This window comes from Brevibacterium sp., assembly GCF_022712115.1.
GTDB lineage: Bacteria > Actinomycetota > Actinomycetes > Actinomycetales > Brevibacteriaceae > Brevibacterium > Brevibacterium salitolerans.
On sequence record NZ_JALAHB010000145.1, the window covers coordinates 1 to 14,334 of the forward strand.

11 protein-coding genes are annotated in these 14,334 nt (G+C 71.5%); 7 read left to right on the forward strand and 4 right to left on the reverse strand.

The features are described 5' to 3' along the window. The first annotated feature begins 117 nt into the window (after positions 1 to 117). The 3 genes from Q0A33_RS08310 to Q0A33_RS08320 all read left to right on the forward strand — a co-directional run bounded on the left by Q0A33_RS08310 (position 118) and on the right by Q0A33_RS08320 (position 2,671). Positions 118 to 513, forward strand: a complete 396-nt coding sequence (locus Q0A33_RS08310; RefSeq protein WP_291795095.1) for a cytidine deaminase — start codon at positions 118 to 120, stop codon at positions 511 to 513. Positions 514 to 569: 56 nt separating this feature from the next. After that, entirely contained in the window at positions 570 to 1,859 is a 1,290-nt protein-coding gene (locus tag Q0A33_RS08315; RefSeq protein WP_291795096.1) for a thymidine phosphorylase, read from the forward strand. A gap of 92 nt (positions 1,860 to 1,951) precedes the next feature. Continuing rightward, positions 1,952 to 2,671, forward strand: a complete 720-nt coding sequence (locus tag Q0A33_RS08320) for a deoxyribose-phosphate aldolase (RefSeq protein WP_291795057.1) — start codon at positions 1,952 to 1,954, stop codon at positions 2,669 to 2,671. A gap of 87 nt (positions 2,672 to 2,758) precedes the next feature. Here Q0A33_RS08320 and Q0A33_RS08325 read toward each other — a convergent pair whose 3' ends face one another. Continuing rightward, positions 2,759 to 3,382, reverse strand: coding sequence for a hypothetical protein (locus Q0A33_RS08325; protein ID WP_291795059.1), 624 nt, complete (start codon positions 3,380 to 3,382; stop codon positions 2,759 to 2,761). An 81-nt stretch (positions 3,383 to 3,463) separates the two neighbouring features. On the opposite strand from Q0A33_RS08325, the gene Q0A33_RS08330 reads away from it, so the two are divergent. The 3 genes from Q0A33_RS08330 (at position 3,464) to Q0A33_RS08340 (ending at position 5,765) form a co-directional block, all read left to right on the forward strand. Further along, the gene (locus tag Q0A33_RS08330) at positions 3,464 to 3,658 is read left to right on the forward strand and encodes a helix-turn-helix transcriptional regulator (RefSeq protein WP_291795061.1); all 195 of its coding nucleotides are present in this window, start codon (positions 3,464 to 3,466) and stop codon (positions 3,656 to 3,658) included. Beyond that, on the forward strand, positions 3,645 to 4,079 hold the full coding sequence (locus tag Q0A33_RS08335; RefSeq protein ID WP_291795063.1) for a hypothetical protein: 435 nt from the start codon (positions 3,645 to 3,647) through the stop codon (positions 4,077 to 4,079). The genes Q0A33_RS08330 and Q0A33_RS08335 overlap by 14 nt, the downstream gene beginning before the upstream one ends. A 321-nt stretch (positions 4,080 to 4,400) precedes the next feature. Then, the gene (locus Q0A33_RS08340; RefSeq protein ID WP_291795065.1) at positions 4,401 to 5,765 is read left to right on the forward strand and encodes a Cys-Gln thioester bond-forming surface protein; all 1,365 of its coding nucleotides are present in this window, start codon (positions 4,401 to 4,403) and stop codon (positions 5,763 to 5,765) included. A gap of 164 nt (positions 5,766 to 5,929) precedes the next feature. Here the strand turns inward: Q0A33_RS08340 and Q0A33_RS08345 are convergent, their stop codons facing one another. Further along, the gene (locus Q0A33_RS08345; RefSeq protein ID WP_291795066.1) at positions 5,930 to 7,798 is read right to left on the reverse strand and encodes a phospho-sugar mutase; all 1,869 of its coding nucleotides are present in this window, start codon (positions 7,796 to 7,798) and stop codon (positions 5,930 to 5,932) included. Between the two features lies 1 nt (position 7,799). Further along, positions 7,800 to 8,669 carry a purine-nucleoside phosphorylase gene (locus tag Q0A33_RS08350; RefSeq protein ID WP_291795068.1) on the reverse strand — a complete coding sequence of 290 codons (870 nt, stop codon included), beginning with the start codon at positions 8,667 to 8,669 and terminating at the stop codon, positions 7,800 to 7,802. Positions 8,670 to 8,698: 29 nt separating this feature from the next. On the opposite strand from Q0A33_RS08350, the gene Q0A33_RS08355 reads away from it, so the two are divergent. After that, on the forward strand, positions 8,699 to 9,847 hold the full coding sequence (locus Q0A33_RS08355) for a GNAT family N-acetyltransferase (protein WP_291795070.1): 1,149 nt from the start codon (positions 8,699 to 8,701) through the stop codon (positions 9,845 to 9,847). Positions 9,848 to 9,894: 47 nt separating this feature from the next. Here the strand turns inward: Q0A33_RS08355 and Q0A33_RS08360 are convergent, their stop codons facing one another. Next, entirely contained in the window at positions 9,895 to 14,238 is a 4,344-nt protein-coding gene (locus tag Q0A33_RS08360; RefSeq protein WP_291795071.1) for an FtsK/SpoIIIE domain-containing protein, read from the reverse strand. Between the last annotated feature and the right edge of the window lie 96 nt (positions 14,239 to 14,334).

Below are 14,334 nucleotides of genomic sequence, written 5' to 3' on the forward strand. Positions count from 1 at the left end.
CCCATGACGGGGGAGCGGCCCGGGACGGAGGCCGGACCCGGCGAGCAGGCCGTGCCCGAGGCCGGTGCCGGGCACGAGGCCGCAGCCGGGCAGGAGGCCGCAGCCGGCGCGGGGACCGTGCCCGGCACCTCGGCGACCTGGGAGGAGCTGCGCGCGCACGCGCGAAGGGCGATGGCCCACGCCTACGTGCCCTACTCCCGGTACCCGGTGGGGGCTGCGGCGGTCGCGGACGACGGGCGGATCGTCACCGGCTGCAACGTGGAGAACGCCTCCTACGGCCTGGGGCTCTGCGCGGAGTGCGGGCTCGTCTCCGAGCTCGCGCGCACGGGCGGCGGGCGCCTCGTCGGCTTCGCCTGTGTGGACGGGAGCGGGGTAGTACTCGTGCCCTGCGGACGGTGCCGGCAGCTGCTCTTCGAGTTCGGCGGGCCGGACCTCCTGCTGGACATGCCCTCGGGGGTGCGGCCGCTCTCCGAGGTGCTCCCCGAGGCCTTCGGGCCGTCGCACCTGCAGTGATGCCCCGGCCGGGTTACGATCACAGTGATCGCGGAACGTTTCTACGCAAGGAGGCGATCAGGGTGGAACGATTCGACGCGGTGGATGTCATCCGGGCCAAGCGGGACGGCAGGACCCTCACCACGAAGCAGATCGACTGGGTGAAAGACGCCTATACAAGCGGGGCGGTGGCGGACGAGCAGATGTCCGCGCTCGCGATGGCGATCTTCCTCCGGGGCATGGACATGGAGGAGATACGAGCCTGGACCCGGGCCATGATCGCCTCCGGCGACAGACTGGACTTCTCCGGCCTCAGCAGACCCACGGCGGACAAGCACTCCACGGGCGGGGTGGGGGACAAGATCACCCTGCCGCTGGCACCGCTGGTGTCCGTCTTCGGCGTGGCCGTCCCGCAGCTCTCCGGGCGCGGCCTGGGCCACACCGGCGGCACGCTGGACAAGCTCGAGACCATCCCCGGCTGGAAGGCCGCGCTCAGCCGGGAGCAGCTCATGGAGCGCCTCGAGGATCCGGGCGCCGTGGTCTGCGCCGCCGGCCCCGGCCTGGCCCCTGCGGACAAGAAGCTCTATGCGCTGCGCGACATCACCGGCACCGTCGACTGCATCCCGCTCATCGCGTCCTCGATCATGTCCAAGAAGATCGCGGAGGGCACCTCGGCGCTCGTCCTCGACGTCAAGGTGGGCGCCGGCGCCTTCATGAAGCGCAGCGAGGACGCGCGCCGCCTGGCCGAGGTCATGGTGGACCTGGGCCGCTCCGCGGGCGTGCGCACCTCCGCGCTGCTCACGGACATGTCCGCGCCCCTGGGCAGGACGGTGGGCAACGCCCTCGAGGTCCGCGAGGCCGTGGAGGTGCTCGCAGGCGGCGGTCCCTCCGACGTCGTGGAGCTCACCGTCGCGCTCGCGCAGGAGATGCTCGAGGCCGCGGGACAGGGCGGGCACGACGTGCACGCCGCGCTCAAGGACGGCCGCGCGATGGACGCCTGGCGGCGGATGATCAGGGCGCAGGGCGGGGATCCCGAGGCCAAGCTCCCGGTCGCGCGGGAGAAGCACGTCGTCCGCGCCGAGCGCTCCGGCGTGATCCGCGAGATGGACGCGCTCTGCGTGGGCATCGCCTCCTGGCGGCTGGGAGCGGGACGCTCCCGCAAGGAGGATCCGGTGCAGGCGGGCGCCGGCATCGTCATCCACAAGCAGGTGGGCGATGCCATCGAGACCGGCGAACCGCTCCTCACCCTGTACACGGACGAGCCGGAGCGGTTCCCCCGTGCGCTGGAGATCCTCGAGGGCTCCGTCACCTACGACGGCCTCGGCCCCTCCGGGCGCGGCACCGTGATCCTCGATCGCGTGAGCTGAGCCCCCGCCGCTCCGCACGGCCGCAGCCCGGCACGGGCCTGCACCGTGCGGAGCGGTTCCCCCACATCCACCCCTACCGACAGGAACCGCACATGACCGTCACCTCCGCAGAGCTCGCCGCCCGCGTCGACCACACCCTCCTCAAGCCGGAGTCGTCCGCCGCGGACTTCGCCGCGCACGTCGCCTCGGCCAGGGAGCTGGGCGTCCTCGCGATCTGCGTCTCGCCCTCGGCGCTGCCCGTGGCGGAGACGGGGGACCTCGTGGTGGCCACGGTCTGCGGGTTCCCCTCCGGGGCGGTCAAGAGCGAGATCAAGGCCGCCGAGGCCGCCCGCGCGGTGGCCGACGGTGCCCGCGAGGTGGACATGGTGGTGAACGTGGGCATGGTCAAGGACGGCGACTGGGACGCCGTGGAGGCGGATGTGCGGGCCGTGGTGGACTCCGTGGCGGCCGCGGCCAAGGTCGCCGGTCTGCCCGAGGCCGGAGGCGACCCGGAGGCGGCGACGCGGGGTGCGGCGATCGTGAAGGTGATCATCGAGTCCGCCGTGCTCACGGATGCCGAGATCGTCGAGACCTGCCGGCGCTGTGAGGCCGCGGGTGCGCACTATGTGAAGACCTCGACGGGCTTCCACCCCTCCGGGGGCGCCAGCGCCGCGGCGGTGCGCCTCATGCGCGAGACGGTGGGCGACCGCCTGGGTGTGAAGGCCTCGGGCGGAATCCGCTCCCTCGCCGCGGCGCAGGAGATGCTGGACGCCGGCGCCTCCCGGCTGGGTCTCTCCGGCACCGCCGGCATCCTCGCGGAGCTGCGGGGCTGAGGTTGCGGGCTGCACGTGCGCGAAAGCTCGGATGCGCCGCGTGATTGCACGGCGCACCCGAGCTCTCGCGCACGTATGGGGGACCGTTCAGCCGCCCAACAGGTTCACGCCGCCCAGTGCGAGCAGGCCGAACAGGCCCGCCCAGAGGGTGATGCCCACGATCTGCCAGAGGATGACGGCATTGCGGCTGGCACCGAACCCCACCATCATCGCGGACGTGATCTGGCTGGGCAGGATCGCCTGGCCGAAGAGGCTCACCCCGGCCACGCCGTAGCGGTCGAAGGCGCGCTTGAACTTCTGCCTCCGCGGCGAGAGCTCCTCGACGTCCGGCTGCGTGCCCGCGGCCGCAGCTCCCGGCGCGGTGTCAGGGTCAGCCTCCAGCGTCGTGCCTGTCGCGGTCTGTCGTGCGACCTCGGCCGAAGCTGCTGCACCGGCAGGCGCTGCTGCACCGGCCGAGGCGGTCTCCCGGCGTGCACGCCGGAGAGCGAGCGTCTTCCTCCGCCCGGCGTCCGCGAGGAGGACGAGGACGAGCATGCAGGCCGCATTGCCCACGATCGCGGCGATGAGCGCCAGGGGAGCGGGCACCCCGGCGAGGATCCCCAGGAACGTGCCGAAGTAGGACTCGACGAACGGGATCGCGCTCACGAGCATGATCGCCAGCCACTGCAGGGCGGGTGGGAAGGACTCTGCGAAGCCGAGGAGCTGATCCATCGTGATCTCCTGAGGTGGAAAGCGTGTTTGACATGTCAAGGGTGCTTTACCGTCCTGCGCGTTGTCAAGTATGCTTTCCAGGTGGACAGCAGGATTCGCGAGCTGCGCATGGAGAGCGGGCTCTCCCAGCAGGGGCTCGCAGAGCAGGTGGGAGTCTCCAGGCAGACGATCAACTCCCTGGAGAAGGGGCGCTACGACCCCTCGCTCAAACTGGCGGTGCATCTGGCGCGGTTCTTCGGGAGCACGGTCGAGGAGGTCTTCGATGTCGACGGATGACGGGCGCCTGCGCCGGACGCTGCGGGCGCTGCGCGTCTCCGGCTACAACCTGTTCACTTCGATGCTGTTCGTGACGGTGGGCGTCGTCCTGCTGCTCACCACGGACTGGCCGCTGAGCTGGCTCCTCATCGTCACGGGCGCTGCCCAGTACGTGGTGGCGGTCGCCATCCGGGCCTCCGGCGCCGGCGACGTGCTGCGGGTGACCTTCTTCGAACCTGCCGATGAGCGTGATCGCGAGATCGGCAGGCGCGCCTCGGCCCTGACAGGCGACATTGCGCTCCTCGGGAGCCTCATCGCGTTCCTTGCGAGTGTGATTGTGGGTGGAGCGCAGTCGATGCTGAGTGTCTACCTGGCCTGGCAGACGTTCGTGCTTGCCGTTATATGGCTGGTCGTTAACTGGATCACGGCTCGCCTGCGCTGAACGCAGAACTTCGGGGCGGCCGTCGGGGGTGGGGTCGTGACTGCTGGCTTCGATGGGTCGGGGTTTGCGTGGACCTGGCATCCTAAAAGAGAAGCGGGCTGCGGTGATGCGGAGGGGTTGGCGGAGTGGATGCTGATGTCCTCCGATATGCGAGCGCCTATATCAGAGTTACCTGTGAAAGTTATTGGAATCCCAAAGTGTCGAGGAACGGTAACGTCTGCAACTGTGAAAAATATGAATAAGAGTCGATGTCGACGAATGGTGATTGCGTTCGTTGCGCTTATCGCAATGTTGCTTGGAAGTGCGTCATACGCGCACGCTGTGGCCTACCCTGAGGGTTATCCGCGCCTTGGCTCGGTCGACGAGTCCGTGCAGGGACACGAGATCGTGTGGGGTGACGCGCTCGCCTACCCGCAGTTGTTTGGGCTCTACACGGCTCCTGGCGATACGCCTGATCAGCTGGCGTACTGCATCGAGGTCGAGGTGCCGGCTGGATACCGTGATGGTATGCAGGTGGGAGGCTGGGACTCTTTCCCCGGTGACAACAACTTCGCTCTCGACCAGTCCGTGCGCGAAAGAGTCGCCTGGATCATCGCTCACTCGTACCCGCGTCGCTCCCTCGAGACTCAGGGGGCGGCTGCGGGCGTGACCGGCCTGACGCAGCGTGAGGCGATCACTGCAACACAGACGGCAATCTGGACGCTTACCGATGCGGCGCCGGCGCCGGCGAACTTCGAGTACCAGGGGCTCCTCGGCCGACGCGGCAGTCTGGACACTACCTCCGAGCGTGCACAGCGTGTGCAGAGCGTCATCGATTATCTGATTGGTGAAGCGAATACAGGCTTGCCGGAGGCTGTCCGTCCTGTGTTGACGGTGACGCCGGAGGAGCAGGAAGGGGCGGCCGGTGAGAAGATCGGACCCGTCCTCATCGAAGCTTCCGAGGGTCATGTGACTCTGACCAATTCCTCGGATTTCGACCTGGTGACTGCCGATGGCACCCTCATCGACGCGGCCCATGTGCCGACGGGTGAGGAGATCTATCTCAACGTGCCCGAGGACGCTCCGGATGGTGATGCGGTCTTGACTGCCGAGCTGACCGGCCTGCAGTATGAAGGGCTCCTGCTTACCAGCGCCAACCCGAGTAAGCGGATTCAGTCCCTCATGATCGCGCACAGCTCGGACAGCATCGCGAGTGCCTCCACGCGCCTCCACTGGACCGCGCGTGCGACCGCGTATCCCTCGGAGACGCCTGAGACTACCGAGACGCCTTCGGAGAACCCCTCGGAGACGCCTGAGCCTTCCGAGACGCCTTCGGAGAACCCCTCGGAGACGCCTGAGCCTTCCGAGACGCCTTCGGAGAACCCCTCGGAGGGGCCGTCGGAGACGCCTGAGACCTGTGTTCCGGGTGAGCCGGGTGGTTCCGGTGACGGTGAGCAGCCGGGTTCGTGCGAGAAGGCCTCGGAGACCTGTGTTCCGGGTGAGTCGGATGGTTCCGGTGACGGTGAGCAGCGGGACTCCTGCGCTCAGGTTCCGTCCGGAGGCTCCGGGGACACCTCCAAGCCTGGTGCGAGCAACGAGCTGCCCCGTACGGGTATGGACATGTTCGGGCAGCTGGGTATTGCACTGTCGCTGCTGCTGATGGGCGCGGGTGCACTGCTCTTCCATCGTCGTCAGATGACTGTCTGACTCACGGTCTGAGGATCGGTCCTCAGGGGGTACCGCGGTACCCCCTGTGCTATGTATGTGGGCTCCGCGCGGTGCAGGTAAAGCTGCTTGTCAGTAGCCAAACGCCCGTGGGCCTGGTCGCGTTCCAGGCCCACGGGCGTGAGCGCAGCGTCAGGTGTGGCGGCCTACAGTTTGAAGTAGGCTCGCAACTCCCTGACGATGGCAGTGATCCGGAGTCCGGCAGCGTTCCACGCGGCATCCACGCCGCAGGCCTTTCCATGCACGGGCTCGATCGTCTCGAGGTAGCACTTGAGCTTGGGCTCTGTGCCGGAGGGCCGCACGATCACGCGATCTCCGGCGGCGGTGAGGAGCAGTAGGCCGTCCGTGGGGGCCAGGTCCTCATATCCCAGCGCCAGGTCGGCGACGGTGCTCACCGGGGAGCCTGCGAGGGAGACCGGTGGCGCGGCGCGCAGCGCGGCCATCGCGGCGGCGATGAGGCTCGTGTCCTCGAGCCGGAAGGTGAGCGGAGAGGTGCGGAAGACGCCGTCGCGGGCACGGATGCGGCGCAGCTCGGCGGTGATCGAGGAGCCCTCCGCACGGAGGCGGGAGGCATAGGAGGCGAACAGCACGGCGGCGCTGATCCCGTCCTTGTCGCGCACGTGTACGGGGTCGACGCAGTAGCCCAGCGCCTCCTCGTAGCCGTAGACGATCCCCGGTACGCGGGAGATCCACTTGAAGCCCGTCAGCGAACTCCTGTGCTGCAGGCCGTGGTGAGCGGCGACGGCCGCGAGCCCGCGGGAGGAGACGATCGAGTTCGCGAGCACGCCGGGGCCCGAGGCACCGGGTGCGTGCGCGTCCGCCTGCGCGGTGGCGACGGCCTCGCCGAGGAGGATGCCGACCTCGTCGCCGGAGAGCTGGTACCAGCCGGAGCCGTCCGGGGAGGGCGCGGCGGCGGAGAAGCGATCGGCATCCGGGTCGTTGGCGATGAGCAGGTCGGCGGAGACCCGCTCCGCGACGGCGACGGCCTCGTCCAGAGCGCCGGCCTCCTCCGGGTTGGGAAAGGCGACGGTGGGGAAGTCCGGGTCCGGATCCTGCTGCGAGAGCGTGGGGTGGACGTCGTGGAATCCGGCCCGGCTCAGCACGCTCGCGAGGGTGGAGGCACCCACGCCGTGCAGCGCGGTCGTGACGATCCGCAGCGGGCCGTCCGGGTGCGCCTGCGCATGGAGACCGGCGACCGCGTCCAGGTAGGCGGAGACGATCTCCTCGCCCAGCTGTTCCCAGCCGGACTCCGCGCGCGGAGTCTCCGTGACGGAGGGGACGGCGGCGATCGCCGCGGCGATGAGGGCGTCCGCAGGTGGGACGATCTGGGCGCCGGCACCCACGGCGGCCTCGGCGTCCCCGCCCAGTGTGCGCAGGGGACGCGCGCCCAGGTAGACCTTGTAGCCGTTGTCCTGCGGCGGGTTGTGGCTGGCGGTGACCATCACGCCGGCGTCCGCATCCAGGTGCTGGACCGCGAACGCCAGCACCGGCGTGGGGAGCTGCGCCGGCAGCAGGAGCGCCCGGCCGCCCGCGGCGGTGACGACGGCGGCGGTGTCGCGGGCGAAGTCTGCGGAGCCGTGGCGGGCGTCGCAGCCGATCACGACGGTGAACGGCTGCGCGGCCTCGGCAGCGCCACCTGCGGTGGGGTCAGCGGAGGCGGGGCCCGAGGAAGCGGGCGTGATGCCGGGTACGGCCTCGGTGTCCGCCTCGTCGGTGTGTGCGCGGAGGAAAGCCGCGAGTCCCGCCGCGGCACGGATGACGACGGCCCGGTTCATGCGGTGGGGGCCGGCTCCCAGTGCTCCGCGCAGGCCCGCGGTGCCGAACTCCAGGGGACCGGAGAAGCGCTCCGTGAGATCTGCGAGTGCCTTCGCGGAAGCCTCACCGGGCTCCTCGAGCGCGAGTTCGAGAAGTTCGGTCAGCTCTGCCCGCGTGGCGGGGTCCGGGTCGTCCGAGATCCAGGCACGGACGACGTCCGGATCGAATCCGCCCGTGAAGCCGGTGGCCACCGCGACCATGTCAGTCCTCCGTGCCGTTCTGTCCGTCGCCGTTGTGCGTGCCGCTGCTCCGCTCGGTCGCGATCCTGCGGGTGATCTCCGCGAGCAGCCCGGAGATGCGCGGTGCGGCGGCCTGGCCGGCCTCGATCACCTCGGCGTGGCTGAGCGGGGTCTCCTGGATGCCGGCGGCCAGGTTGGTCACGAGCGACATGCCCATGATCTCCATGCCGGCGTGGCGGGCGGCGATGGCCTCGAGCGCGGTGGACATGCCCACGAGGTCCGCGCCCAGGACCTTCGCCATCTGCACCTCGGCGGGCGTCTCGTACTGAGGTCCGGTGAACTGTGCGTACACGCCCTCGGGTAGCTCCGGGTCGATCTCGCGTGCGAGATCGCGCAGACGGGAGGAGTAGAGGTCCGTGAGGTCCACGAAGGTGGGGCCCTGCAGGGGAGTGGCGCCGGTGAGGTTGATGTGGTCGCTGATGAGCACCACGGAGCCCGCGCCGTACTCCCGGCGGAGACCGCCGCAGCCGTTGGTGAGGACGAGGGTGGAGCAGCCGGCGGCGGCCGCGGTGCGCACACCGTGTGCGGTGGCGATCGCGTCGCGGCCCTCGTAGAAGTGGCGGCGGGCGCCCAGGACCAGCACGTGGGCGCCGTTCTCCAGACGGATGGTCCGCAGGGTGCCGCCGTGGCCGGGCACGGACGGGGCGTGGAAGCCGGGAACCTCCTCCGCGGGGATCTCCGAGACGGTCTCGCCCAGGAGGTCCGCGGCCCCGCCCCAGCCGGACCCCAGGACGAGGGCGATGTCGTGCCCGTCCACGCCAGCGCGGGAGTTGAGGATGCCTGCGGCCTCTGCGGCAGCGGCGATAGGATCGGTGAGTTCGCTTGCGCTCATAGTCTCAGACAGTACCGGAGAAGACGCCCATGACCTCCACGACTCCTCCCGCTTCCGGCGCGTCCGCCCCCGTTCCCTCAGGGGTGCGCCTGCGCAGGTGGGCGGACGGCGACGACCGCGCCCTCGCGCAGGTCCTGCCGGACGCCGGTTCTCCCGCCCAGCTCGCGGCTCGGGCCCTCCTGCGCGTCCCGGGTGACGAACCCCTCACCCGGACCGTCGTCGCAGAGGTGAACGCGGACGGTCCCGGTCCCTCCGTGGTCGTGGGCGCCGCTGCCGTGGCAGAGTCCCCTGCGCATCCGCAGCGCGCCTGGGTGCACGTCGAGGTCGCGCCGGAGGAGCGCGGACGCGGCCTGGGCCGTGCGCTGCTCGAGGCCGTCGTCGCGGAGGCGGCCGGCACCGCTCTCGCCGGCCTGGGTCTGCGTGCCCGGGTGCTCGCCGGGGAGGGCGTCGGAGAGGCGTTCGCCCGGGCAGTGGGCTTCACGGAGCTCTTCTCCACGCGCATCGTGCGCATCGACGCCGGGGCCCTGGGGCTGGCGGGCGCGGACCGCATCGAGGACATGCAGGTCATCGACACCGGTTCCGTGGCGCTCACGCGGGCCTTCGCCCAGTGGTACGCGCGGACCAGTGCGGCGGACCCCGCTGCGGAGATGACGCTGGGCCAGGTGAACGCACGGTTCCTCTCGCCGGCAGCCGGCGCGCACGGGGCCGCCCTCTGGCGTCCCGCGGGGGAGGACGATCCCGCACGGGAGCAGGACATCAACAGGCGCGCGGTGACGGCGTTCGCGGTCTCCTTCGCCCGGGAGGACGCCGAGGCCGGCGACGGTGGGCCGGGCCCCGGCCGGAACGGTGCGGCCGGGACCGCGGGCAGCGGCGCTGCTCCCGGCACTGCCGCCGCTGAGCACGCGCCGTTCGCGGACCTCACGCCGGAGGAGTGGGCCTCGCCTGCGCTCAGCGCCGCCGGCGGGGAGGACGCCACCGAGCTCACGGCCGGCAGTGTCAACGGCGATCCGCAGGACCTGCGCGCGCTGCTGGGCCGGCTGTCCGTGGAGATGCCGCTGGTGCTGGAGGTGACGAGTGAGATGGAGACGGAGACCGCGGTGGTGGAGACGCTGCTCGACGCAGGTTCCGCTGCCGTGCTTGCCGAGTACCTCACGCTGGTGCGCGACCCGCAGGACTGACGAAGGAGCGTGGGGCGGACCTCTGTGGAAGAGCCCGTGAGGTCCTCTCATGCGTTGCGGATCCTGACCGGCACTGCGCCGTCGTCCGTCAGCCACCAGTGGGCATCGGCTTCCACGGGGATGCACGGCAGATCCCTCAGCCCCAGTCCGCGCATGTCCGATTCTCGCCATTCGCCGAGGAGCAGGGTGGGCCCGTGGTCGTTGGTGCGGCCGAACGGTGTGGGGCGGTGCGTCCGCTGTGCCGGCAGGACCAGGCAGACCGGCGGACCGCCTGCGGCTGCGGTCTCGAGCTGTTCCCGGTCACTGGGCTCATCGGGCTGCGTGAGGAGAGGCACCCGGTGAGCCGAGAGGACTGCGTGGAGCTCCTCCGGGACCAGCCGTTCCTGCGGGACGCGGACGAGGAGGATGCCCCCATGACGGCCAGGGTGCCAGACGATGGGCCTGCCGAGCGGGTCCGTCCCCACCTGCACACTCACATCCGGCAGAGGGCCGGCGGCGCCGGGGCCGGATGAGGCGGCGTGCGGTGCGGGTGGCTCAGCGGGTTCCCTCTGGGTGCCGAAGCGGGGAACGGCTGACACAGCGCGAAAGCCCATCCAGAACGGATGCGGCCCGCATGGGGATGGGCGGTGGACGCTGCTGAACGGCTCCGCAGGGTCTGGGGCGCCCGCCTCCGGTGACTCCGCTGCGTCCGCCTTCGCGATCTCCCTCGTCGCTTCGGCCTCCGTCGTCTCCATCGGCACAGGCAGGGCGAACTGGGCATCCGCGCCCGCGCGGCCTGCCTCAGCCGCGGCCTCGCCCAGAACGACCGCCCGGCCCGGCGGCCAGGCTCCCGCAAACCGGTCCGGCCGCAGTCCGTAGTAGACGGCGTCCTGCTCACTGTGCGGAGGGAAGACGACCCGCGTGCGCGCCTCCTGCCCGATGCGCTGCGCGAGCAGACGCCGCGACCCGGTGACGACGGCTCGGATCCCGAAGCCTCCCGTGAGGAGCCGCTCCAGGCGTTCCGTCCGGTCCGAACCCCGGTGGGCGCGCTGCAGCTCCTCCCAGTCGTCGACGACGATGCGGCAGCGACGAGGCTCCTGCTCCAGCTCCCTGAGCAGGAACTCCAGGAACCACCCGGCGGAGAAGCCGGTGCGCAGGATCCTCGCCGCATCCACCTCCGGGGACGCCGCTGCCGCTGCGAGGTGCACGACGTCTTCCCCGGCCAGCCGGAACGCCCGCGTCAGCACCTCTGCGGCAGTGGTCCACCCGCCGCCCCGCCCACCGGTGAGGAGCACGGTGCCGGTCTCCTCTCCGGCCTGCCATGTGCGCTGGTCGTTGAAGTCGGGCAGATCCAGCAGTGCGACCGCGTGCGGAACACCGGGGACGAAGCGCTCCGGCAGCGCAGGAGCGATCACCCGGTGGAGGGGACCGGGTGGGAACGCGCCGGAAGGCGAAGCGGAGGGGCGCTGCGGTGCAGAAGCAGGGGTGAGGGGCGCGATCGTGACCCGGTCAGTGCGCAGATCGCGGACGCGGACCTCGGGCAGTGCCTCGCCGGCCGCCTCGCCCTCAGCCGGGACGGCAGGCTCCGGCAGCCCGCATCGGAACGCCTGCACACCCTCTCCATAGGACAGCAGCGCCCTGCCCGGCTGGTCCGGAGGGATGCGGGCGGCGTCCGGGACCCCCACCACATCCAGCGAATCCGCCTCGTCGCGCACCCGCAGGCAGATGCGCAGCGCGATGTTGGTGCGCATCTGCGCTGTCACGACGCCGGCGGGCCGCTGGGTGGCGAGGAGGAGATGGATCCCCAGCGACCGGCCCAGAGCGGTGAGCCGCTCCAGCTGCGTGAGGACCGTCGTGCTCAGAGCCGCGAGCACATGGAACTCATCGACGACGATGAGCAGGCGCGGCATGAGGGGCAGACCGTCCACTCCTTCCTCCTCGCCTCCGGCCGTCCGTCTTCCGCCCTGTGCGCCGGCTTCCGGAGACGCCCTCTCCTGAGAGTCGCGGCGGGCACAGTACTCCTCGATGTCGTGTGCCTCCGCGGCTGCGAGCAGTCGCTCCCGCCGCTTCACCTCTGCACCGATGCTGCGGACGGCCCGCAGTGCGGAGGCCTCGTCCAGATCGGTCACCAGGGCATCCGTGTGCGGGTCCTCGGCGAAACGGCTCAGACCGGCCCCGCCCTTGAAGTCCAGGAGCACGAGACGCAGCTGCTGCGGAGAATGCCTGCGGCAGAGGAGCTCCAGCCAGGACTGGAGGAGGACGGACTTCCCGCTCCCCGTGGTGCCGGCGACGAGCGCGTGGGGTCCGTGCCGGAGCAGATCCGGGTGCACAAGCCACTGGCGGCCGCTCGTTTCCGGGCCGGCGGCGGCATCGCCGAGGTCGCCGAGGCCACCGGAGATCGCGCCGCCGCTCGGGAAAGGAGGGCCCGGGCCGTGTGGTCCCGCTGCGGAAGGCGGACCCAGCGCCGTGCCCAGAGGAACGGGGGAGAGGCCGCCCGGCCGCTCACCAGAGGGGCCGCGGTGCATCGCGCCGTCCAGGCGCAGCAGCTCCGTGGTGGTGGCTTCGCCGGCCGGCGTCTGTGCGGCGCCCAGCTGGGGTCCACGTGCGAGCCGAGTGCGCAGGAGGCGGACGTGCGTCGCCGCGGAGTGCGAGTGGATCGCGGTTCGGCCGCTCAGCGGAGCTCCGCACACCGCCCAGAGCCCACCGCTCAGCGCGCGGAGCTCCGCAGGGGCCGGCAGCAGCATCTCCCCGTACCCGTCGTCGCCCCGGTCGCGGAGGACGACGAGAGGCCGGTCTGACAGGGTTCCTGCATGGGAACACCGCCTGTGAGCAGGAGTCCCGGCGTCGGTGTCGAGGACGGCGAGCACTCGCCCATCGGCACAGGTCTCCGTCCGGAGCGTCGCCTCCGCTCGCCCGGACTCGGGCGTGGTCCCAGCGGATCCCATCCGGACCGGGCGCGTTCCACCTCGGCGCTCCGCACCTCCGGAGACGAAGGCGGGGTTCCCGGGGGCCGTCCCGGCAGCGCCTGCACCGGTTTCGGCGGTCAGTGCGCCTGCGCCCGGCACCGCCTCGCTGAGCGCCGTCAGTCCGCTCGTCTCCGGCAGCGAGGGCACGTGGGGGAGGCGCACCTCGGCGTCCGCGAGCTCGCTGAGCAGCGCGCGCAGCACGCCGTGCACGGACTCCGGCAGACCGCTCACCTCGATGCGGGAGCACACGGGCACCACGAGCGGGACGTCGTCGCACAGGAGGTGCGCGGTGCCGTCGAGCCGGACATGCGGCGGGAGCTGGGCGGCCACCGCATCGGCCTCCTGCTGGGCGCGCGGCAGCCTCACCCCCACGGGACTCACGCAGGTGCCGCGGCCCACGACGATCCCCGCGCCGGCCGCGGGGCCCTGTGCGCTCAGCTGCGCACGGAAAGTGCCGACGGCCGCGGCGAGATCGACGACGACGCGCTCGGTCTCCTGCCGCAGCTGCGCCCGGGCCTCCTCGGTCTCCCTCCGCACACGCCTCTTCTCCGTGCGCAGGCCGAGGACGGCGGTGAGCGGCCCCGCAAGGCTGAAGAGCATGAACCACCACATGCCCGTGACGAGGACCAGCACCACTCCGATCGCTAGCGGCACCGCGTAGAGCGCCCAGGACGGAGGCCTGGCCGGTGACACCTGTCTCATGACCGGCCAGTCGACGAGGTGCTCGCTCATCCGCGGGGTGGCGTCGAGAGAGGGCAGGTCCGCGCGGTTCCGGTCGAGGAACACGGTCGCGCCCGCACTCAGCGCAGGGCGAGGGGCGACGCCCTGCGGGTCCGGGCTCCGGTCAGCTGCGCCGGTGGGCGCGTCCTGTGCGCGGCGCTCGCCCACGGTGAGGCCGCGCGGACCGTGCCGCAGAGGCAGTCCCCGCCGGGACAGGTACGGGTCGCCCAGGCTGAGGTCGTGGCCGTCGCCGCGGCCCAGCGTCCACTCGCCGTGGGGCACCTCGACGCAGAAGCCCGATTCCGGGCCCGCGGCCACCTCGAGCAGTCCTGTGCCCTCCGCCGCCCTCGTGCTCCGGGGCAGGAGAGGCAGCCCCTGGACGGAGGCGCACTCGGGCAGGCGCAGACAGCGCTGCGCCCAGGTCTCCTGCGTGTGTGCATCCGTGCGGGAAGCCTGCGGACGCCGGCGCTGCACCGGCGGGTCCGGGGTCGCGGTGAGGGGTGCGGTCTCCGTCGTGGTCCGAGGTCCTCCGCCGTCATCTGCGACAGCGTGTGCCAGGGCGGTGTCGAGCACCTGCGCGGCAGGCAGCCATCCGGGGGCGGAGAGCTCGAGGCTCCGCACCCGGGCGCCGCGCGCCAGCTGGAGACGGGAGGTGAACACGTCCTCACAGTGCGGCGGCGGGAGCAGGACGGCAAGGCTCTCGTGCGGCCTGTGGAGAAGCCTCATCTCCTCCCCAGCTGGGCGTGCGCAGGGCGGGCGGCTGTGGGCAGGTCCGTGTGACGCAGAGTGGGCAGGCGCGTGCGGCAGACCGCCTGCCCGCGC

What these genes read in the sequence shown, in the direction of transcription:
- Q0A33_RS08360 (WP_291795071.1), bottom strand. Translation starts at nt 14,238, where the DNA reads ATGAGGCTTCTCCACAGGCCGCACGAGAGCCTTGCCGTCCTGCTCCCG.
- Q0A33_RS08355 (WP_291795070.1), top strand. Translation starts at nt 8,699, where the DNA reads ATGACCTCCACGACTCCTCCCGCTTCCGGCGCGTCCGCCCCCGTTCCC.
- Q0A33_RS08325 (WP_291795059.1), bottom strand. Translation starts at nt 3,382, where the DNA reads ATGGATCAGCTCCTCGGCTTCGCAGAGTCCTTCCCACCCGCCCTGCAG.
- Q0A33_RS08345 (WP_291795066.1), bottom strand. Translation starts at nt 7,798, where the DNA reads ATGGTCGCGGTGGCCACCGGCTTCACGGGCGGATTCGATCCGGACGTC.
- Q0A33_RS08335 (WP_291795063.1), top strand. Translation starts at nt 3,645, where the DNA reads ATGTCGACGGATGACGGGCGCCTGCGCCGGACGCTGCGGGCGCTGCGC.
- Q0A33_RS08320 (WP_291795057.1), top strand. Translation starts at nt 1,952, where the DNA reads ATGACCGTCACCTCCGCAGAGCTCGCCGCCCGCGTCGACCACACCCTC.
- Q0A33_RS08350 (WP_291795068.1), bottom strand. Translation starts at nt 8,669, where the DNA reads ATGAGCGCAAGCGAACTCACCGATCCTATCGCCGCTGCCGCAGAGGCC.